Below are 20811 nucleotides of genomic sequence, written 5' to 3' on the forward strand. Positions count from 1 at the left end.
GAGGACATATGTTTACGAGACGCAATTTTCTGAAGACGACGGCAGCCGGCGGAGCAGCGATTGCCGCATCCAGCCTTGCCGCGCCGGCAATCGGTCAGACGGCGGCAATCAAGCTTGGCTATGTCAGCCCCCAGACCGGTCCGCTTGCAGCCTTCGGAGAGGCCGACAAGTTCGTCATCGATGCCTTCCTGGCGACGACCAAGAAGCTCGGCCTCAACTATGAGGTCGTGGTCAAGGACAGCCAATCCAACCCCAACCGCGCTGCCGAAGTCGCCAAGGAGCTGATCGTCGATGACCAGATCAACCTGATGCTGGTTTCCTCGACGCCGGAAACGACCAATCCGGTCTCGACGACCTGCGAAGGTGAGGGCATGCCCTGCATTTCCACGGTCGCGCCCTGGCAGCCCTGGTTCATCGGCCAGCAGGGCAATCCGGGCGATCCTGCTTCCTGGAAGCCCTTCGACTATGTCTATCATTTCTTCTGGGGCCTGGAGGATATCATTGCTGTCTTCACCGGCATGTGGGGACAGATCGAAACCAACAAGAAGATCGGCGGGCTCTTTCCGAATGACGGGGACGGCAATGCCTGGGGCGACAAGGTCGTCGGCTTCCCGCCGGTGCTTGAAAAGCTCGGCTATGGGCTGACGGACACGGGGCGCTATCAGAACCTGACGGACGATTTCTCGGCGCAGATCAACGCCTTCAAGCAGGCCGGCACGGATATTCTGACCGGCGTGATGATCCCGCCGGATCTCACCACCTTCTGGAACCAGGCCAAGCAGCAGGGCCTGAAGCCGAAGATCGCCTCGATCGGCAAGGCGCTGCTCTTCCCGCAGACGGTTGAGGCGCTCGGCAATGCCGGCCACAATCTGTCGACGGAAGTCTGGTGGACACCAAGCCATCCGTTCAAATCGTCACTGACGGGCGAGACGACGGCTGCCGTCGCCGATGCCTTCACGAAATCCACCGGCCGTCCCTGGACGCAGCCGATCGGCTTTGCCCATGCACTGTTCGAGCTTGCCGTCGATGTCATGAAGCGCGCCGGCGATGTCAGCGACGGTGATACGGTCGCGAAAGCGATCGGCGAGACCAAGCTCGATACGCTTGTCGGACCGATTGCCTGGGGCAATGAGAAACTTCCGCCTTTCGCACAGAAGAACGTCGCCAAGACGCCGCTGGTCGGCGGCCAGTGGCGGCTGAAGTCGGGCGGCGGTTACGATCTCATCGTCGTCGAAAACGGCCTTGCCCCCAACGTGCCGCTCGGCGGCAAGCTCGAAGCGCTGGCGTAAGGCACATCCGCCCGGCTTTGCGGCCGGGCGGATCTTTGCGGAGATTGGCCGATGCCCATCCTGGAACTCAATTCTGTCTCGAAATCCTTCGGCGCGCTCGTCGTTGCCGAGGATATCCGCTTTTCGGTCGAGCCGGCCGAAGCGCTCGGCGTCATCGGGCCGAACGGTGCCGGCAAGTCCACGCTCTTCAACCTGATCAACGGCAATCTGTCCGTTGCGGGCGGGGCAATCCGCTTTGACGGCCGGGACGTTACTCATACGCCGCCGATGCAGCGCTGCCTTGCCGGCATGGGCCGCACCTTCCAGATCCCGCAGCCCTTCGAGCGTCTGACCGTCTATGAAAACCTGCTCGTCGCAGGCGCTTTCGGCACCCGGGCGAGCGAAGCCGATGTCGCCGGTTTCTGCGCCGACATCCTGGTCGAGACCGGCCTGATCGCCAAGGCCAACAGACAGGCGGCATCGCTGACCCTTTTGGAGCGCAAGCGGCTGGAGCTTGCCCGCGCGCTTGCGACCCGGCCGAAGCTCCTGCTCCTCGACGAAATCGCCGGTGGCCTGACGGAGGGCGAGTGCCGGCAGTTGGTGGCGACGATCAGGCGCATTCACCAGCGCGGCATGACCATCATCTGGATCGAGCATGTGCTGCACGCGCTGACCGCTGTCGCCGAGCGCATCCTGGTCCTCAATTTCGGGCGTGTCGTCGGCATCGGTGCACCGGAGGCGATCATGGCCTCGGACGAGGTGCGCGCTATCTATCTCGGCATGGAGGTCTGATGGCAAGCCTTCTTGAAACCCGCGGCCTGACGGCCTTTTACGGCGACTTCCAGGCCGTTTTCGGCATCGACATTGATCTCGATGCCGGCGAGACGATTGCCGTCATCGGCGCCAACGGGGCCGGCAAGTCGACGCTGATGCGCTCGGTCGCGGGTGTGATTGCCAACCGGGCGGATATGGTCCTGCATCGGGGCGAGGCAATCGGTGCAATGCCTTCTTTTGATGTCGTGCGCCGCGGCATCGCTCTCGTGCCGGAAGGGCGCAAGCTCTTTGCCTCGCTGACGGTGGAAGAAAATCTGCAGGTCGGCAGCTACGGCTGCAAGCGATCCGGGCCTTGGTCGCTGCAAAGCGTCTACACGCTGTTTCCGATCCTGAAGGAAAGGCACAGCAATCCGGCGACTGCGCTTTCGGGCGGCCAGCAGCAGATGGTGGCAATCGGCCGTGCCCTGATGTCGAACCCCGAGATCTTGCTCTGCGACGAGCTCAGCCTCGGTCTGGCGCCCGTCGTCATCAAGGATATCTACGCAGCCTTCAGCCGCATTCGCGCATCCGGGATGGCGATCGTCGTCGTCGAGCAGGATATCGCCCAGGCCCTGAAGGTCGCCGATCGCGTCTATTGCATGATGGAGGGACGGATCACCCTGAGCGGGCGCCCGGCCGAACTTGATCGGACCCAGATCCATGCAGCCTATTTTGGAGCGGAGAGCGATGAACTGGCTTGATACGCTTCTTCAGGGCGTGTTGCTCGGCGGGCTCTATGCCCTGTTTGCGGCCGGCCTCAGTCTGGTGTTCGGCATCATGCGGCTTGTCAATCTTGCCCATGGCGACCTTATCGTGCTGGCAGCATTTTTGATCCTGCTTCTCGTTTCGTCGCTCGGCCTCGATCCATTCATTGCGGCGCTGATTGCGGCGCCCTTGATGTTTGCGATCGGCTGGCTGCTGCAATACCACCTTCTCAACCGCACGCTCGGAAAGGATGTCTTGCCGCCACTGCTTGTGACCTTCGGCCTGTCCATCGTCATCCAGAATGGTCTTCTGGAGGTCTTCACTGCCGACAGCAGAAGGATTTCCGCCGGATCGCTTGAGACTGCTTCGCTGCAACTGGGCAGCATCAATGCCGGACTGATGCCGCTTCTGACTTTCGGCTCGGCTGTCGTGGTGATTGTCGCTCTGAATCAGCTCATCTATCGCACCGCACTCGGGCGCGCTTTCCGCGCCACCTCGGACGATGTGGTCACCGCCGGCCTGATGGGCATCCGCCCGAATTCGATCTTTGCGATCGCCACGGGACTGGCGATGATGATCGTGACCGTTGCCGCACTCTATCTCGGCATGCGGGCGAATTTCGATCCGACGGCCGGGCCGGCGCGGCTGATCTATGCTTTCGAAGCCGTGATCATCGGCGGTCTCGGATCGCTCTGGGGCACGCTTGCCGGCGGTGTCATCCTCGGGCTTGCGCAGACGATCGGGGCCGCCATCAATCCGGAATGGCAGATCCTTGCCGGGCATATCGCCTTCCTGATCGTTCTGCTCCTGCGGCCGCGCGGCCTCTTTCCGCGCGCTGTCGATTGAGGCCGCGCCATGACCACGGGTTTGGAAACCATGACAACCGATAGTCAAGCATCCCCGGATTGGAGGATCGAAACAGGCACGCGGCTGTCCCAGATCTTTTCGCTGGTCTGCCTGGTTGTGCTCGCCGGCCTTGCGGCAGCACCGCTTTTCCTGTCACGCGGCGTGGTGCAGGATCTGTTCTTCATCCTGACGATGCTGACCCTGGCGCAGAGCTGGAACCTGCTTGCCGGCTATGCGGGGCTGATTTCGGTCGGCCAGCAGCTCTTTGTCGGCTGCGGCGCCTATGCTCTCTTCGGCCTCGTCATTCTGGCCGGGCTCAATCCGATCCTCGCCATCCCGCTTGCCGGCGTCGCCGCCATGGTGATTGCCGTGCCGACCGCTTTCTTCGCCTTTCGCCTCTACGGCCCGTATTTTGCGATCGGCACCTGGGTTATCGCTGAAGTCGGGCGACTGCTGCTTGCCCAATGGAAGACGCTCGGCGGTGGCACCGGTACGTCGCTGCCGCGGGATGCGACCCGCGACATGCTCGGCATCTCCCTGCTTGAAGACTGGTTCGGCATGCGGGCGGCCGCGGCAGCCGATGCCCTGTCCTTCTGGCTTGCGCTGATCGTCGCGGCCGCAACGATTGCGACCGTCTACAAGCTGCTGCGCAGCCGTCAGGGGCTTGGGCTTGCCGCGGTGCGCGACAACGAGACGGCTGCGCGTGCACTCGGCGTCGATGCACGCCGGCTTAAGACGATGATCTATCTGTTTACGGCCTTCATCACCGGCATCATCGGCGCGCTCATCTATCTCCAGAAGGGGCGGATATCGCCCGATGCCGCCTTCTCGCTGACCGACTGGACGGCCTATGTCATCTTTATCACGGTCATCGGTGGGATAGGCACGATCGAAGGGCCGATCCTTGGCGTGCTGGTCTTCTTTTTCCTGCGGAACGCCTTTTCGGCCTACGGCTCCTGGTACCTTCTGGCGCTCGGGGCGCTTGCCATCGTCACCATGCTGTTTGCGCCCCGGGGACTCTGGGGGCTGATATCCGACCGCACAGGTTGGGAACTCTTTCCGGTTCGCCGCCTGCTCAGGGGCGGATCTGTTCTACCAGATGAAAAGGGAGGGCCGAATGGCTGATATCACCACCGACGTCTTGATCATAGGAACGGGACCTGCTGGCTCGGCGACTGCCGCATTGCTGGCGAGCTACGGTCTGGAGCCGCTCGTGATCAATCGCTATCGCTGGCTCGCCAATACGCCGCGCGCGCATATCACTAACCAGCGCACGATGGAGGTTCTGCGCGATCTCGGCCGTGATGTGGAAGACGAGGCCTATCTGTTTGCGACCGAACAGGACCTGATGGGGCAAAACGTCTTCTGCACGGCGGTCGCCGGCGAGGAAATCGGCCGCATGCAGAGCTGGGGCAATCATCCGCTGTCGCGCGCCGAACATATCCTGTCCTCGCCGGGGCGGATGAACGACCTGCCGCAGACCTATATGGAGCCGCTGCTCTTCAAGACGGCCTGCTCGCGCGGCGCCCAGTCGCGCATGTCGACCGAATATCTGAGCCATGTCCAGGATGCTGACGGCGTCACGACGACATGCCTCGATCGCCTGACGGGGAAGGAAGTGACGATCCGTTCGAAATTCCTCGTCGGCGCAGACGGCGGCAATTCGAAGGTCGCCGAACATGCCGGCCTGACCTTCGAGGGCCGGATGGGTGTGGCCGGTTCGATGAATATCCTCTTCGAGGCGGATCTGTCGCGCTATGTCGCCCATCGCCCCTCCGTGCTTTACTGGGTTCTGCAGCCGGGTGCCGATGTCGGCGGCATCGGCATGGGTCTCGTGCGCATGGTGCGGCCGTGGAATGAGTGGCTGATCGTCTGGGGTTACGACATCAACCAGCCGGCGCCTGCCGTCGACAACGCCCTTGCCACCAAGGTCGTGCGTGAACTGGTCGGCGTTCCCGAGCTTGAGCCGAAGATCAAGTCGGTTTCCACCTGGACGGTCAACAATATGTATGCGACGACCCTGTCGAGCGGCCGGGTCTTCTGCATGGGCGACGCTGTGCACCGACACCCGCCATCGAACGGCCTCGGTTCCAACACTTCGATCCAGGACGGGTTCAACCTCGCCTGGAAGCTTGCCATGGTGATCAGAGGGCAGGCGGGAATGGGTCTTCTCGACAGCTATCAGGCCGAGCGCGGACCCATCGCCAAGCAGATCGTCACCCGCGCCAACAAGTCGATCGAGGAATTCGGTCCGATCTTCAAGGCGCTTGGCCTTCTTGATTCCGTTGATCCGGTGAAGATGCAGCAGAACATGGACGCGCGTTGCGATGACGGCGAGGCCGCCGAGCGCCAGCGCGCCGCCATCCGCGATGCGATCGCCTACAAGGTCTATGAATTCGACGCCCATGGCGTCGAAATGAACCATCGCTATGCATCGAAGGCGGTCGTCAAGGACGGCCAACCGGAGCCTGCCTTCGAAAAGGACGCCGAACTCCATTGCCAGCCGACGACATGGCCGGGTGCAAGGCTGCCGCATGTCTGGCTGTTCGGGGCGCAGGGCGAAAAGGTTTCAAGCCTCGATCTCACCGGTCATGGCCATTTCACGATCCTGACCGGAATCGGCGGCGACGGCTGGGTTTCAGCGGCAAAGGCGCTGTCGAAGGAATTCGGCGTGCCGATCGCCGTCCATAAGATTGGTCCCCGGCAGGCCTGGCAGGATCTGACGGGAGACTGGGCGCGCGCTCGCGAGATCAGCGATTCCGGCGCCTTGCTCGTTCGTCCCGACCACCATGTCGCCTGGCGTTCGCATGCGGCGGCCTCCGAACCGGAAGTCGAACTGAGCCACGTCCTGAAAATAATCCTGGATCGCTGAGGTCGTCATGGGTGCTGAAGAAAACGGTTATTTCACCGAAGAGAATTCCGTCGACGTCGTCATCAGCCGCAATGGCGGGGCAAAGAGCGAGCGGTTGAAGGTGATCATGGAGGTGGTCACCCGCAAGCTCCACGAGGCGGTGAAGGAACTGGAACCGACGCAGGAGGAATGGATGGATGCGATCCTTTTCCTCACGCGTACCGGCCACACCTGTACCGACTGGCGGCAGGAATTCATCCTGCTGTCGGATGTGCTAGGCGTTTCGATGCTGGTCGATGCGATCAACAACCGCAAACCCACCGGCGCCTCGGAGAGCACGGTACTCGGACCGTTCCATGTCGCGGATGCGCCGGAACTGCCGATGGGTGCCAATATCTGCCTCGACCACAAGGGCGAGGATATGGTCATCGGCGGCCGCATCCTGGGTACCGATGGCGAGCCTGTCGCCAATGCCGCCCTCGATGTCTGGCAGGCCAATGACGAAGGTTTCTATGACGTGCAGCAGCAAGGTATCCAGCCGGATTTCAACCTGCGCGGCGTCTTCCGAACGGGAGAGGACGGGCGCTATTGGTTCCGCGCGGTCAAGCCCAAATATTATCCGATCCCCGATGACGGGCCGGTCGGACAGATGTTGGGCGCGCTCGGCCGGCACCCTTACAGGCCAGCGCATCTGCATTACATCATCAAGGCGGCGGGGTTCGAAACGCTTGTCACGCACATCTTTGATCCCAACGATCCCTACATCCATTCGGACGCAGTGTTTGGCGTGAAGGAGAGCCTTCTTGCGGAATTCAAGTTGACCGAGGATCCCGCTCGAGCCAGAGAGCTCGGCTTCGAGGGAAAATTCTGGCAGGTCGAGCACGATTTCGTGCTGGCGCCAGCTAAGTCTTAGGTTGGGACAGGTCCTCACTGGTCGCGGCAATTTGGTCAAAAGCGTTCCCTAGACCAAATTGAGCGGCCGCTCGTTGTGTAAATCGCATCGGCAAATTGCTCAGATTGCGAGGATTAGACCTGCGGCTGTTTAGAACACACAAACGCGATTTTTGAAGTCAGGACCATGACACGCCGCCACCGGAACTGATGGTTTAGTGATAGGTGTTGGAGTCCAAGGCCACGCAAGGTACCCATCGGTCGGCTTTCATAGGCATCGTCGAGAGAGGCTGTACCGACCAGGTGTCACCGCATCTGGGCGCCGAGATCGGCGGCAGCTTTGCGTCGCATGTTTTTTCGATCGGCTCCTGGATGAAATCGCCCAGCAAGGCTGAGCTGCATGTCAATCACACTGCGGTTTCGGCCGACCCGGGACCGGGTGAAGGTTCCAGCGACCCCCGACTGGTGAGGCTCGGCAACTATCAGACGGTGATGACTCTGATGTTCGGTCCTCGTATAGCATCCGCGGCGCGCGCCGGGCGTTGGCTTTCCCCCGAGATCGGACTGCTCACTGACTGGTTGGACCGGAAATGGCTTCTGGGTTTTCCTTCGCCCTACCTCGGTTCTCGTTTCTGGGCAGGTCCGAATGCCGATGTGTTTGCTGAATACGATTGGGCAGGTTGGCCGTTGGTCAACGAATTCGCGCTCGAACTCAATGTCGCAGAGACGGTATTCAAGGCGTTTAGCGCGGAACGGTCGGAAATTGATCCTCTCGCAGCTCTTGCGCCCATGGAGCCGAGCTTGATTGAGCGAGCCAAGGAAAATGGCGGCGCGGTGTTTCCCGACGGCTTCGCCGTGCTTGGACCAGACAAGATCAAGACACACGTTTCAAACTGGGATCCTACATCGGAAAGATCAAGGAACGGCAACCCATCGTTATTCGCGGGTATGATGCTGATCCCGTCTACAGGGTGACTCAAGAGACGTCGGGCTGGCAGCAGGAGACGGAAGAAGAAGAGGCTTTGTACCTTACAGCCCGTCGCACCGACTAGGCGTAGCGAAAGAATGGGTATGCCGGAATTCTCGACGCGCTGCGAGCAAGGGTGTGTGGCGATGAGTCTTGGGGGGAGGTGGCTCATGAAGGTATCAGGTTTGCGGCATGTGCTGTGGCGATTGAGAAGCCGGATCGCGCTGGTGCTAACGGAAATCCATCAGGCGCAGGCGCCGCTGCCCCGGCCTTTTCTCTTGTATTTCTACCGCAAGCTCATGAGGTCTACCGTCGGCTGGCCCTCGATCCGGGGGCAAGTCGGCATCCTCTTCTGGACGCTTTCCACTCTCGTTTTCGGAACGTGGGACTATGGCTCCTCGCACTCCCCTCTCGACAAACGCCGCAGGTACCGACGGTCAGTCGCGGCAGGTTGCGGAGCAATACCCTTGGGCTTTCTATGGACTTCGCTAGGCTGGTGCAGCCACGACCGTTTACGGGCAGTCACAGCCAGCGGGCGTCTTTAATCCACCATCTCGCCGATGTTCACAGAAATTGCCTAACAGCCGGACACCCAGGTCAACGTATTCTGGGAACCGATCGCGGAATTTGTGAATGAGCGCCGAAGGTTGGCCCCCAGCCAAAAGGCAACAGGTGCATAACTTTGCATGCAAATTCGCAAACCGGGTAGGGTCATCATCGGCGCCGACCGTGACCCCGTTCGATTTCCATTTCGTATATGTAAATCAAAGCCTTACGCAGATACGGTAATGGGGTCAACCTTCGGCGCCAATTCACAGTCGAATTTTGTAAAACCCAGCCAGCGACACGAAGAAACCCTTCCTACCGATCGAGTGAGATCGTCTTTGGGGGGGCAGAAACAGGGGCTGCGAGAAATTGATCAAGTAGGGCGATAACCTCGTCGGGCGCTTGCAGTGGCGGTACATGCGCACAGCCCTTGAGTATGGATAATCTGGCATCGCGAAGCCGTCCGACCAGATCATAGGCCATCTCTGGTGGTGTTGCCCGATCTTCATCTCCGACAATGACCAGTGTCGGGCAGCGCGCCGCCGAAACGCTGGCCGACAGATCAAGCGAAGCGAGTGCGTCGCAGGCCTCGCAAAAAACCCCCACATTCGTGCGGAGAAACGCCTGGCGACGATCCTGCATGAGATCAGGATGGCTTTCTTGAAATTCGGCGGCAAACAATCTGTTCATCGCGGTTTCGGCAATCGCGGCAAGCCCGGCCGCTGACGCGGCCGCCGCCATCTTTCGAAACGCCTCCCTGCCCTCGTCCGAAAATCTTGCCCCACAGCCTATCAGAACAAGACGGGATACTAGCGCAGGATGCTTGATCGCAGTCTGGAGCGCCACGAATGCGCCGAAACCATTTCCGATCAGGGCAGCTTCCCCATTCGCCGCAAATGCTTCGATCAGGCTTGCGATACGATCGGCGGTTTCGTCAAAACCTTCCAAGCTCGCGGGCGATCCGCCAAAACCTGGAAGATCGGGGACGATCACTCGATAATGCGCAGTGAGCGCGGGCATTATCCTATCGAAACTTTCACGGTCGGACAGCAGCGAATGAAGCAGGATCAGCGGCTGTCCGCGACCTGCCACGTAAAGGTTCATTTTCTTGTCCATCACAAATCCACAAATGCGTCTGTCTTGATATTTCATAAATCCCATTTTTGTGTGTTGCAAATCCTTATTTTTCAGGTGTAAGACTCGTCTCGTGAAATATCACGAAATGCGCTTATGCCAGAGGCGAGATACGAACTTGCTGCTCAGAGAAAATATCTACGACGCGCTTCGCACCGAAATCTTGACCTGCCGCTTGATGCCGGGCGAGGAGATCCGCGAACAGGATCTCGCTGCCCGTTATGAGGTCAGCCGACAGCCGATCCGGGAAGCATTATTGCGATTGCAGCAGGATCGGCTGGTGACTGTGCAGCCGCGCCAAGGCTATCAGGTCAATCCGATTTCGATGAAGGATGTCCGGGATCTCTTCCAGTTCCGCCTTGCGCTGGAGCCCGCATGTGTCGCGGCTGCGATCGAGAGCGCTGACGATCAGACACTGTCTGCCCTCGATCGTTTTCGATCCATCGGGCCTGAAGAGGATTTTATCGATTACAACAGAGCTTTTCATGATGCGCTCGCCGCAGCCTCCGGCAATAGCCGGATGGAGGCCGCCATCAGGGACGTTCTTGATCAGGCCGACCGCCTGGTCCGCCTTTCCGTCAGCGCCATCAAGGGACGAGATCCGCAAAAGCTCGTTGGTGAACACGGCGCTATCATCGAGGCCGTGCAGCGGCGCGATGTCCGCGCCGCGCGCAAACTTATCAGTGCCCATGTGATTGATGGCCAGAAGCGTGTCCTATCCGCCCTCGGGCGGAGCGCTGTCAGGTCTTGATTGGAGAAAACCCATGAACCAGACGACCCGTGATCCTGCCGTGAAGACCCACGGTAATTTCGTAGATGGCAAGGAAATCGAAGCTGGCAACGGCACCTTCATCGATGTCCGCAACCCGGCGACCGGAATGGTGATCGCGCGCATCCCGAACTCGACACCTGCCGATATCGATCGTGCGATGAAGAGTGCCCGTGCAGCTTTCGAAGGCCGCGAATGGGGTGGAATGGATATTCGCGCGCGGGCCCGCCTCGTCAACAGACTGGCCGATGCTTTTGAGGCTAACCTTGAGACCCTGTACCGCCTGGAGACGCTGAATAACGGCAGGCCGCTCAATGAGACGCGGGCGCAACTCTCGCGGCTTCCGGATTTCTTCCGCTACTTTGCTGGCCTTGCAATTGCCCGCCGCGATGATGTCATTCCGGTCGAAGGGTCCTATCTCAACTACACGCTGCGCACGCCGATCGGCGTCGTCGCCAACTGCACGCCGTTCAACCATCCGCTGATGATCATGTGCAAGTCACTTGCCGCGGTTTTGGCATCTGGATGCACGACCGTCGTGAAGCCGTCGGAATATACCCCGCTGACCACCTTGAAACTTGCGGACATCTTCGTTGAGGCCGGCCTCCCGAAAGGTGTGTTCAACGTCGTCCTTGGCTACGGCCCCGAAGCCGGCCGATTCCTGGCAGAGCACCCCGACATCAACAAGCTCGTGCTGACCGGCGGCACGGAAGCAGGCCGGATTGCAGGCAGCGCCGCAGCGAAAGTGTTCGCGCATCAGACGCTGGAGCTTGGCGGCAAGACGGCCGTCATGGTGTTTGACGACTTCGACGTCGATCAGGCAGTGAATTATGCCGCCTTTAGCGCCTTCATCGGGGCGGGCCAGACATGCGTGTGCGGCAGCCGGCATCTCGTCCAGGAATCGATCTACGATGCCTTTGTCGAAAAACTTGCCGCCAAGGCGCGCTCCCTCCGGATCGGAAACCCCTTCGATCCTGAGACCCAGCTTGGCCCCGTTATTTCGGCCAGACAACGCGAGCGCGTCCTGACTTATTCCCAGCTCGGCCGCGAAGCCGGAGCCCGTGCGGTCGCGGGCGGCGACGTCGCAAACGTACCGGGATTTGAAGGCGGCTATTTCGTCCAGCCGACCGTGTTTGCCGACGTCAAAGCGGATATGCGCGTCTTTCAGGAAGAGGTATTCGGGCCATTCACCAGCGTCACGCCCTTCAAGGATGAAGCGGAGGCGCTGCGCCTCGCCAATGATTCGCCCTTCGGCCTCGGAGCTGCAATCCGCACCCGCGATGTTGCCCGCGCACACCGCGTCGCCGCCGGCGTGAAGGCTGGGATTGTCTGGGTCAACGACCACCACCGCCTGGATCCGGCATCTCCCTGGGGAGGTGTCGGCGAAAGCGGCATCGGCCGTGAGTTCGGGCTGGAAAGCTTCAACGACCACTTCAACGTCAAGAGCGTCATGGTGGCAACCGTAGACAAGCCCTTCGACTGGTACAGCGCCACCGCAACGCAAACCCGTCTGAACTGACGGATAGCGCGAGGCGGTAGCGGAGGAATTCTCCGCCTCGCGACCCACGATTGATCTCAGGAGGAGATAATGTCGACCATCGTCAATGCAGGTGGGCGCCTCGATCGGCTGCCCACCGGTATGTTCCACTATCGCATCATGTGGCTCATCGGGATCGGTATGTTCCTCGATGGCTTCGACATCTACCTTGCCGCGACCGTGCTTGGAGCGACGCTTGCAAGCGGATTTTCGACTCTCGGCCAGAATGCCTTTTTCGTTTCCGCAACCTTTGTCGGGATGATGCTTGGCGCATTCGCGACGGGTTTCCTCGGAGACCGCTATGGACGACGCTTCACCTATCAGATCAACCTGCTTCTCTTCGGCTTGGCCTCGATCGCCGCGGCTTTTGCTCCAACCATGAACGTGCTGATCTTCCTCCGCTTCCTGATCGGCGTCGGATTGGGCGCGGAAAATGTCGTCGGCTATTCGACAATGACAGAATTCGTGCCGTCGCGCACGCGCGGACGCTGGCTCGGCCTGATGGCGGTCTTCGTCGTAACAGGACTGCCCGCCGCCGCGCTTCTGGGCTATCTGATCATTCCGCTCTTCGGCTGGCGAACGATGTTCGTCATCGGCGGCGTCGCCGCGCTCGCTATCTGGTACATGCGTAAAAAGCTGCCGGAATCCCCGCGGTGGCTGGAATCGGTCGGTAGGACAGGTGAAGCGGAGGAGCTCGTATCCAGGATCGAGGCCGAGATTTCAGAGGGCCGGCCGCTGCCACCTCCAAGCCCGGCGGCGGTCCTGCCGCGCGTCGAGATGTCGGCGCTCTTCCGGCCGCCGATGCTGTCGCGCATGTTCGTCGGATGCGTTACGCTGGTAGTGGTGAACACACTGCTTTACGGCTTCGTGACCTGGCTTCCCACGTTCTTCGTCAGCCAGGGCCTTAGCACGGCGAAATCCTTCGGCTTTGCTCTTCTCATGGGTCTGGGCGCTCCTGTCGGCTCGGCGATCGGCGCCCTTACCTCGGACGCATGGGGCCGCAAACCGACGATTATCGGTGCATCCCTGCTCGCGATCGTCTTCGGCATCATCTACCCGCAAGTATCCGACCCCGTCTGGTTGCCGGTTGTCGGTTTTGCGCTGACCGTGCCGATCTATATTCTGGTCGCACTGCTCTTCGGCATCTATATCCCCGAGCTGTTTCCGACAGAGGTGCGCCTGCGCGCTTCCGGGATATGCCAGACCCTGGGGCGAGGAGCCACCATCGTAACGCCCTTCATCGTCGTCTCGCTTTTCCAGTCGCATGGAGTATCCGGTGTGCTCGTCATGATGATCGGCCTACTGGCGCTTCAGATCATCGTCGTGGCTGTTTTCGGCATCGAACCGAAGGCAAGGCGCCTGGAGGAACTAACGCAGCCCGAAACCGATCGCGCTGTCGAGCGCGTTCCCGTCGGGAGACAAACGCCAAGCTGATATCATTTCCATCGCCGGGCAGATGCGGTCTGTCCGTTTCGCTTGTTCCAGTTCAAAATCCTGCCGGCTCAACATTTGGGCCGCATCTTTTACGGCTAGGGCGCTGCCCGTGTTGGGAGACCATCTGACGCTTTCGTCGGATTCGCACTTCTTCTCAATAGCATAACATGTCAACGGACGGAGGCACAGCCGGTGGGTTGAACCGACTCCTAGAGGTTCTTCCAAGCCGGACGCCGCCGCTTCCCTATCCGGTCGGACGTTCGTCAAGGCAGTCAACGCAGCGGACTTGGAAGGGCTTGTCTGCTGTTTTGCAGAGGACGCCCTGGTCAACGACCAGCTGTCCGAATATTCCGGAAAACCAGAGATTGTCGACCGGGCGATGCGCGACATTATCGCGGAGAATCTGACACTTTTTGTCCTGCGCGAAGTTACCAGTTACAACAATTCGAATCTGACGGTGGAAGTCGATGGTGATTCAACAAGCGTGGACTGCCGGAACCACTGGTATTGAATTTTTATGTCACGATCTTCGACACGAAAATCGTTCAGCTTATTATGCTCCGGAATCAAAATTACCTTTGACCTGTTGGCATCCTCTGCTCTGGCTGGGTCTGGTCAGCAATCCATCGAGCACCAGATGAGGCCTCCTCGTCCTGGCAGGTCAGTGTGATCGCAGCCCGGCGGGACGATGTGGCATGCAGATGCGCGAGCGGCGCTTCGAAGATCGTTTGCCGCTCGCCGGCAGGGGCCGATGCAACCCTCATCAGGAGCAGACTTCCACCAGCACGCGATGGCCGTACCGGTTGAGGCGCCATTCCGGCTGGCAGTAATCCGGATAGTAGTCGTCATCATCGCCGAAGAACAGACGATTTCTATCATGGAAGGCGAAGCGACCGTCGCGTTGTCCGTCAAAATGGCCTGGGCCGCCAAATTGATGTCCTCCGAAGCCGCGCCCGGCGAAATTTCCGCCGCTGAAGTGGCCGCCACCAGCCGAGAAACCGGCACCGCCGTGGCCACCGCCTTCGTGAGCGAGGGCAGGTGTGGTTGCTGCAATAGAAGCAGCAGCCAGTGTTAGCGTAACAAGGCCCGCCGAGATGATCTTACGAAACATAACCATAGTCTTATTCCTTGCAAAGCGGTCTGTCGTGAACCGCAAGAAATATATGTGCAGTGAAATTGGCCTCTCCTAGCCGCGGATAGATCATATCTTGGTCACAACTGATCGCGAGAAAGATATGGAATAATTTCGAATTGCCGAAATTCTTCCAAGGCAAGGCGTTCGCAAACTGATTCTCAACGCTCGCGAAAATTCTCCATTATCGGGTGACGAACCCAGCCTTCAGTCGCATCGCTCCGTGTAACCAGTGGCACAGGTGCCCTTGCAGCAGGCGGCCATGGGCGCTGCCGACGAGGAACCGTGCGGCATGGGGAATGACGAGATCGGCTTCGTTGCTTTCGCTGATCGTCGCTCGGCACGTGCAACCCAAGTTTGTCACAGTCATGGCAAATGTTGGAAATCCACCTAGACATAGGTCTGAACAAGCCTGAACAGGCGTCTGATTTTCGAACTGCCATTTTCGGGCCATCGTCTGACCGCTGCCCAAGACGGCCGGTAGTTGATGGTCACCCCCACCATCGATTGCCGACCATGATTGAGGTAGATCAACCCTAAAGGAGAATTAAGATGAACAGCAGATTCAAGATTGCCTTTGTTGCAGCCTTTGCATCTCTGGCTCTGGCCGGCGTCAGCCGTGCCGAAAGCATCGCGATGAACACAGCCCCCGAAATTGCCCAGACCCTTCGTTCCTTCAATTCCGACTTCAATGTTCGTTACGTCGGAAACTGGGACAACGATCCGGAACATGAGACCCGCGGCCTCTCCGCACCGGGCCGCACGGACAACCAGTTGCGCGCGATCCTAGCCTCGATCAGCGAAAACAAGGATCTTGTTCGCAAGCTGAATCAGGACGATGTAAAAGTCGACAATATCGTTGACGCCGAACAGGCCGCCGACGGCAGCGTTACCTTCTTCGTACGCTAAGACGCCTCACAGCATGGACAATGATCGTCAGTCCATGCTGCAGGACCAGCCGGGCAGCGGAAATCTCTACCGATACCGGAGAATGGTTATTCAGGTATTTTAGACTAATGTTCCGGTCTGCCCGGCTGCCAGAATTGGCCCACCTCGTCAGTTCGCTTTCCATGGGGGCACACCTGCGTGCTCGTGCTCTTGGGGATTTAGGTGAGATAAAAAGGTCAAGGCTCAGATCTTTCGCCTTTTGGGACCTGAGATTGCTGCCGTCGGCAAATAGTTCCATAAACTGGACGACGCCTCAGACGTGTGTTTTCAATGATTTAGTGAATAATTAAAGGCGAGTGGGTTCGATTCTCCTCAAGGCGGCCGATACCGCTTGATAACAATTCGCCTGTTCGAGATTGCCGTAGTGTAGTTTCGGCGCCCTGGTCGAAGGTTTGCCTGCGGCTGTTCGCCCTCGCCGGGTTCCACAAGGAGTTCGAACACTTTGCATTCAAGAACACTGGCAATCTTACCCAGAGAGTCAATACGCGGGTTGATTTGCTTGCGCTAGATTTGAGAGATTGAAACACGCTCGAGGTTTGCTTCTAGCGCAGGGCGCTCCTGTGAGAGGCCGCGGGCGATCCTAAGCCCCGCGTCATCGGTCCTGGATAAGGCAAAGTCATCATCAAAACTGCGTCAGATAGGTGTTCGGAACGCCGAGCAGTGCGCATAAAAAGCCGCTTGACAAAACGCGTCCGCCGCCGCTAATGGGTAATCGATAACCCAAGGAGGATGGGGAGGATCGTGGCAGTATCGCTTTCTGACATCGCCCAGCGTGCGGGCGTCTCGGTAAAGACGGTTTCCGGCGCATTGCACGGCGGCTCCGCCCGCATGTCGGACGATACGCGTCAGAAGATCAAGGCCATTGCGGAAGAACTCGGCTATGTGACCAACCTTGCGGCGCGTGGCGTGCGTCAGGGCTGGCTGCCGCTGATCGGCGTCGTCTCCGATGGCCTCATCACTTCGCCCTTCGCCACCGAGATCGTGCGTGGCCTCGACGGGGCGGCCCGCGGCGCCGGTATGGCGGTCTTTGCGGTCAACCACAGCAGCGGCCAGTCTATTGGCTCGGTGCTCGACGAGGTGCAGCAGTTCCGGCCGCGCGCCGTTGCTTATGCCGCCATGTATCACAAGGATGTCGCCCTGTCGGACAGGTTGGCGGGTGCCGTCGGCGTCATGATCAACTGCCGCGAGGCTGCCGGCCGCGTCACCGCGCTGGTGCCGGACGAAGAAGGCGGCGCGCGGGAGATCGTGCGTTATCTCCTCGTCGCTGGCCGCCGGCGCATCGCCTTCATCAACCTGCCGGGCATTCTCGCCGGCACGCTACGCGAGATCGGGTTTCGTGCGGCGCTTGAGGAGGGGGGCATCGACCCCGTCGGCGTGTTGCCGGCGGTGCGCCGCAGCGTCTACAGCGACCGCGCGCCAAGCCTTGTTGCCTCTCATGTGGAGGCGCTTCTGAAATCCGGTCAACGGCCGGACGCCATCCTGTGCGGCAATGACCGCGTCGCGATGGAAGTCTATGCGGCGCTTGCCCGTGCCGGCCTTCGCATTCCGGATGATATCGCGGTGGCAAGCTTCGACAACCAGGTCGAGCTTGCCTCGCGGCTGGACCCGCCATTGACGACGATGGCCCTGCCGCACCGCGCCATGGGCCGCCTTGCCATAGAGATCCTCTTGGCCGAGCAGCCCGAACCGCCGCATCTGCGGAAACTGCCGTTCCATCTGGTCGAACGGGCATCCGTCTGAACATCGATAGCGTCCAATAGGAGGAGAATGCCAATGAGGATTTTAATGGGTAATCGTTTACTTTCCGCACTCTTCGCGTCCGCCGCGCTTGTCGCAACCGCCGGTTTTGCCGAGGCGAAGACCGTCATCCACGTTATGCACCAGGGCGATCCCGGCTGGGTGAAGGCCTATGGCGACGTTGCCACACGCTTCGAGGCCGCCAATCCCGATGTCGACATCGAGATGATCTACGCGCCGCACGATGCCTACAACGAAAAGTTCAGCGCCGCCGTCATGGCCAAGCAGCTGCCCGATATAATGGAACTCGATGCTCCGTTCCTCGCCAATTATGTCTGGTCCGGCTATCTGCAGCCCGTCAAGCCGCTCATTGACAAGGATCTGCTCGATGACATGACGGATTCGAATATCGCCCAGGGCACCTATCCGATCGACAAGGATCTCTATGCGATCGGCCTCACCGACTCCTCAGTCGTGCTCTACGGCAACAAGAAATATCTTGAAGCAATTGGCGCCCGCATTCCAAAATCGGTCGACGATGCCTGGACCCGCGAGGAATTCGAAGGCTATCTCGAAAAGCTTACCAAGCTCGAAGGCGTGAAGTGGCCGATCGACACCTTCCGGGGCTACGGCATCAAGACTGAGTGGATCACCTATGCCTACGGCCCCCTGCTCGAAAGCGCCGGCTGCGACCTGATCGACCGCAAGACTTGGAAGGCCAGCGGCACGCTCGATGGCGAGGCCTGCGTCAAGGCGTTGACGATGATGCAGGACTGGGTGAAGAAGGGCTGGGTCGTACCGACTTCGTCGGGCACCAACCAGTTCTACGCCGAGGGACAGCCGGCCGCCCTCGCTATGGGCGGCCACTGGTTCTACGCGGAAGCATCGGCAGCGATGAAGGACAATATTGTCGTCATGCCGCTGCCGAAGATCGGCGACAAGGGCGTGAGCCCGAACGGCACCTGGATCTGGGGCATTTCCGCGACCTCGGAAAACCCTGAGATCGCCGGCAAGTTCCTGAGCTTTCTGCTGAAGGACAAGGAGTATCGGGAGTACGCCAAGACCCAGTCCGCCTATCCGGGCCTGAAGAGCTTCGCTGCCGAATCCCCCCTCTATGCGGAAGGCGGTCCGCTCGCCATCGCCTTTGAGCAGGCTTCCAAGACCGCGGTCGCCCGTCCGCCGCACCCGGCCTATCCGACGATCACCTCGGCCTTCATGCAGGCCGTCGACAAGATCTTCAACGGTGGTGACGCGCAGGAAGCGCTGACGGCGGCTGCCAAGAAGATCGACGAGGATATCGAGGACAACGCCGGCTACCCGCCCTTCGACAAGCAGCAGTAAGGGGTTTGGACGGGGCCGGTTCTCCGGCCGGCCCTGGACTATCTCGGGAGGATGACCGATGAGGAGGAAACAATGACTTTGCAGCAGACCTCCACGCCCGCTTTGCGGCATCCGGCGAAACGCCGCGACAAGCTGCGGCTCTGGCAGGAAATGGCGATGATCGCGCCTGCCGTTCTGCTTCTGACGATATTCCTGATCACGCCGTTCCTCTTGTCCTTCTGGACGGCGATGACCAACCAGCCGCTCGTGCCGCGCCCGACGCCGGTGCGCTTCGTCGGCCTCCTGAATTTCGAGCGCGTCCTCACCGATCCTCTGTTCTGGACCTCGCTGTGGAACGTTACGCGCTTCACCATCTGGGTGCTGCCGGTGCAGTGCGGCCTCGCCTTCCTGACCGCGCTACTCTTGCACCAGAAGCTGCCGATGCAAAACCTGCTGCGCGGCCTGTTCTTCCTGCCGGCGATCACCTCCATGGTGGTGGTCTGCGTCATCTGGGGCACGCTGTTCCAGTATCCGAGCGGCCCGCTCAACCAGATCGTCGGGTTCCTTTCCGGCGGCACGATCCAGCCGATCGACTGGCTCGGCGACCCCAACTGGGCGATGTTCTCCATCGTGTTGCTTTCAGCCTGGCAGGCCTACGGCTTTCAGATGATCATCTATCTCGCCGGCCTGCAGGGCATTCCCGAAGAACTATACGATGCCGCCCGCATCGACGGGGCAAGCGCGCTGCGCCGCTTTTGGCACGTCACCATGCCCGGCCTTCGCCCGACCCATGTCTTCGTGCTGGTCATCACTACCATCCAGGCCTTCAAGCTCTATACGCAGGTGGCGATCCTCACCCAGGGCGGCCCGAAGGAAAGCACCGAAACCGTTGTCCACTACATGGTGCGCGCCGGCTTCGAGGAGCAGAAACTCGGCTACGCATCGGCCGTTTCCGTCATCCTCTTCGTCATCGTTCTTCTGATCGCGCTCCTGCAACGCAAACTCCTGAGGCGCTTCGATGTCTGATATCGCTTTGAGCCAGCCCACCCCGCTGGCAATCGCAAGGGGCAACGGCAAGAGAAGCCTGCGCATCGTGCAGAGCCTCTGCATCCTGGTCATCGCGCTGGTGATGATCTCGCCGCTGTTCATGCTGCTGATCGCCAGCCTGAAGGACGACCGCTTCCGCATCCTCGCCGACATGGGCAGCTTCCGCGCCTTCTGGGTCAGCGACCCGACGCTATCGAACTACAAGGAGATCGCCCATTTCTCCGGCGAGCTGGCCTATGGCCGATATCTCTTCAATTCGCTGGTGATCCTCGTTGCCACAGTCGTCTCCGGTCTGGTCATCAACTCCATGGCGGGCTTCGTTCTGGCCTGGGGCTCGCTGCGCGGCAAGGCGGCGCTCTTGGCGCTGGTCGTGGCGCTCTATGTCATCCCGCAAGAAAGCATCATCATGCCGCTCGTCGTCATGATGTCGCGGGCGGGGCTGACGGATACCTTCGCGGTGCAAATCCTGCCCTGGGTGGCAAGCCCGCTCTATGTCTTCCTCTTCTACCAGTTCTTCGCACAGCTGCCGAAGGAACTCTATGAAGCGGCGGAAATGGATGGCGCATCGCCCTTCCGCATCTACCGGTCGATCTACATGCCGCTCAGCCTGCCGGCGCTCGCCACGGTCTCGATCCTCATGGGCATCGAAAGCTGGAACCAGTATCTTTGGCCGACGCTGGTCACCCAGACCGACTATGCTCGGCCGATTGCCGTCGCCATCGCCACCTTCTTCGGACAGGACAGCATCTACTGGGACCGCGCCATGGCCGCCTCGATGCTGATGATGATCCCCGTCCTCATTCTCTATCTGGCTTTCCAGCGCTGGTTCGTCAGTTCATTCGTCGGCTCCGCCGTGAAAGGTTGAT

Annotated in this window: 19 protein-coding genes; 17 read left to right on the forward strand and 2 right to left on the reverse strand. The window is 60.1% G+C overall.

The genetic code is table 11. From position 1 onward, the window contains the following. Nucleotides 1–8 precede the first annotated feature (8 nt). The 8 genes from J2X71_RS09015 to J2X71_RS09050 all read left to right on the forward strand — a co-directional run bounded on the left by J2X71_RS09015 (nt 9) and on the right by J2X71_RS09050 (nt 8349). Nucleotides 9–1289, forward strand: a complete 1281-nt coding sequence (locus J2X71_RS09015) for an ABC transporter substrate-binding protein (protein WP_310381425.1) — start codon at nt 9–11, stop codon at nt 1287–1289. Nucleotides 1290–1340: 51 nt separating this feature from the next. Next, a complete protein-coding gene (locus J2X71_RS09020) occupies nt 1341–2060 on the forward strand; it encodes an ABC transporter ATP-binding protein (protein ID WP_310381428.1) in 720 nt (239 codons plus the stop codon). Further along, nucleotides 2060–2782 carry an ABC transporter ATP-binding protein gene (locus J2X71_RS09025; RefSeq protein ID WP_310381430.1) on the forward strand — a complete coding sequence of 241 codons (723 nt, stop codon included), beginning with the start codon at nt 2060–2062 and terminating at the stop codon, nt 2780–2782. The genes J2X71_RS09020 and J2X71_RS09025 overlap by 1 nt, the downstream gene beginning before the upstream one ends. Beyond that, nucleotides 2769–3632: a branched-chain amino acid ABC transporter permease gene (locus J2X71_RS09030; RefSeq protein ID WP_310381432.1), complete on the forward strand. Its 864-nt coding sequence runs from the start codon at nt 2769–2771 to the stop codon at nt 3630–3632. Before J2X71_RS09025 ends, J2X71_RS09030 begins: the two co-directional genes overlap by 14 nt. 9 nt (nt 3633–3641) lie before the next feature. Then, the gene (locus J2X71_RS09035; RefSeq protein WP_310381434.1) at nt 3642–4757 is read left to right on the forward strand and encodes a branched-chain amino acid ABC transporter permease; all 1116 of its coding nucleotides are present in this window, start codon (nt 3642–3644) and stop codon (nt 4755–4757) included. Beyond that, the gene (locus J2X71_RS09040; protein WP_310381436.1) at nt 4750–6504 is read left to right on the forward strand and encodes an FAD-dependent monooxygenase; all 1755 of its coding nucleotides are present in this window, start codon (nt 4750–4752) and stop codon (nt 6502–6504) included. The genes J2X71_RS09035 and J2X71_RS09040 overlap by 8 nt, the downstream gene beginning before the upstream one ends. 7 nt (nt 6505–6511) lie before the next feature. Continuing rightward, on the forward strand, nt 6512–7396 hold the full coding sequence (locus J2X71_RS09045) for an intradiol ring-cleavage dioxygenase (RefSeq protein WP_310381438.1): 885 nt from the start codon (nt 6512–6514) through the stop codon (nt 7394–7396). Between the two features lie 206 nt (nt 7397–7602). Then, nucleotides 7603–8349 carry a hypothetical protein gene (locus J2X71_RS09050; protein WP_310381440.1) on the forward strand — a complete coding sequence of 249 codons (747 nt, stop codon included), beginning with the start codon at nt 7603–7605 and terminating at the stop codon, nt 8347–8349. An 853-nt stretch (nt 8350–9202) separates the two neighbouring features. On the opposite strand, the gene J2X71_RS09055 is transcribed toward J2X71_RS09050, so the two are convergent. After that, nucleotides 9203–10003, reverse strand: coding sequence for an alpha/beta fold hydrolase (locus J2X71_RS09055; RefSeq protein ID WP_310381442.1), 801 nt, complete (start codon nt 10001–10003; stop codon nt 9203–9205). A gap of 136 nt (nt 10004–10139) precedes the next feature. Between J2X71_RS09055 and J2X71_RS09060 the strand changes: the two genes are divergently transcribed. The 4 genes from J2X71_RS09060 (at nt 10140) to J2X71_RS09075 (ending at nt 14272) form a co-directional block, all read left to right on the forward strand. Beyond that, nucleotides 10140–10772, forward strand: a complete 633-nt coding sequence (locus tag J2X71_RS09060) for a GntR family transcriptional regulator (protein WP_162748173.1) — start codon at nt 10140–10142, stop codon at nt 10770–10772. A 13-nt stretch (nt 10773–10785) separates the two neighbouring features. Beyond that, nucleotides 10786–12309, forward strand: a complete 1524-nt coding sequence (locus J2X71_RS09065; protein WP_310381445.1) for an aldehyde dehydrogenase — start codon at nt 10786–10788, stop codon at nt 12307–12309. A 69-nt stretch (nt 12310–12378) separates the two neighbouring features. After that, on the forward strand, nt 12379–13761 hold the full coding sequence (locus J2X71_RS09070) for an MFS transporter (RefSeq protein ID WP_310381447.1): 1383 nt from the start codon (nt 12379–12381) through the stop codon (nt 13759–13761). 286 nt (nt 13762–14047) lie between these two features. Beyond that, nucleotides 14048–14272 carry a hypothetical protein gene (locus J2X71_RS09075; protein WP_310381449.1) on the forward strand — a complete coding sequence of 75 codons (225 nt, stop codon included), beginning with the start codon at nt 14048–14050 and terminating at the stop codon, nt 14270–14272. Between the two features lie 252 nt (nt 14273–14524). On the opposite strand, the gene J2X71_RS09080 is transcribed toward J2X71_RS09075, so the two are convergent. Continuing rightward, nucleotides 14525–14878: a hypothetical protein gene (locus tag J2X71_RS09080; protein ID WP_310381451.1), complete on the reverse strand. Its 354-nt coding sequence runs from the start codon at nt 14876–14878 to the stop codon at nt 14525–14527. Between the two features lie 567 nt (nt 14879–15445). On the opposite strand from J2X71_RS09080, the gene J2X71_RS09085 reads away from it, so the two are divergent. From J2X71_RS09085 to J2X71_RS09105, 5 genes are all read left to right on the forward strand, one after another. Next, nucleotides 15446–15802 carry a hypothetical protein gene (locus tag J2X71_RS09085; RefSeq protein WP_310381453.1) on the forward strand — a complete coding sequence of 119 codons (357 nt, stop codon included), beginning with the start codon at nt 15446–15448 and terminating at the stop codon, nt 15800–15802. 768 nt (nt 15803–16570) lie between these two features. Then, the gene (locus J2X71_RS09090) at nt 16571–17581 is read left to right on the forward strand and encodes a LacI family DNA-binding transcriptional regulator (protein ID WP_310381455.1); all 1011 of its coding nucleotides are present in this window, start codon (nt 16571–16573) and stop codon (nt 17579–17581) included. A 45-nt stretch (nt 17582–17626) separates the two neighbouring features. Next, nucleotides 17627–18919: a sugar ABC transporter substrate-binding protein gene (locus J2X71_RS09095; protein WP_310381457.1), complete on the forward strand. Its 1293-nt coding sequence runs from the start codon at nt 17627–17629 to the stop codon at nt 18917–18919. 72 nt (nt 18920–18991) lie between these two features. After that, a complete protein-coding gene (locus J2X71_RS09100; RefSeq protein ID WP_310381459.1) occupies nt 18992–19924 on the forward strand; it encodes a sugar ABC transporter permease in 933 nt (310 codons plus the stop codon). Beyond that, entirely contained in the window at nt 19917–20810 is an 894-nt protein-coding gene (locus tag J2X71_RS09105) for a carbohydrate ABC transporter permease (RefSeq protein WP_310381461.1), read from the forward strand. Before J2X71_RS09100 ends, J2X71_RS09105 begins: the two co-directional genes overlap by 8 nt. Nucleotide 20811: the final 1 nt, after the last annotated feature.

The organism is Rhizobium sp. 1399, assembly GCF_031455475.1.
Classification (GTDB): domain Bacteria; phylum Pseudomonadota; class Alphaproteobacteria; order Rhizobiales; family Rhizobiaceae; genus Rhizobium.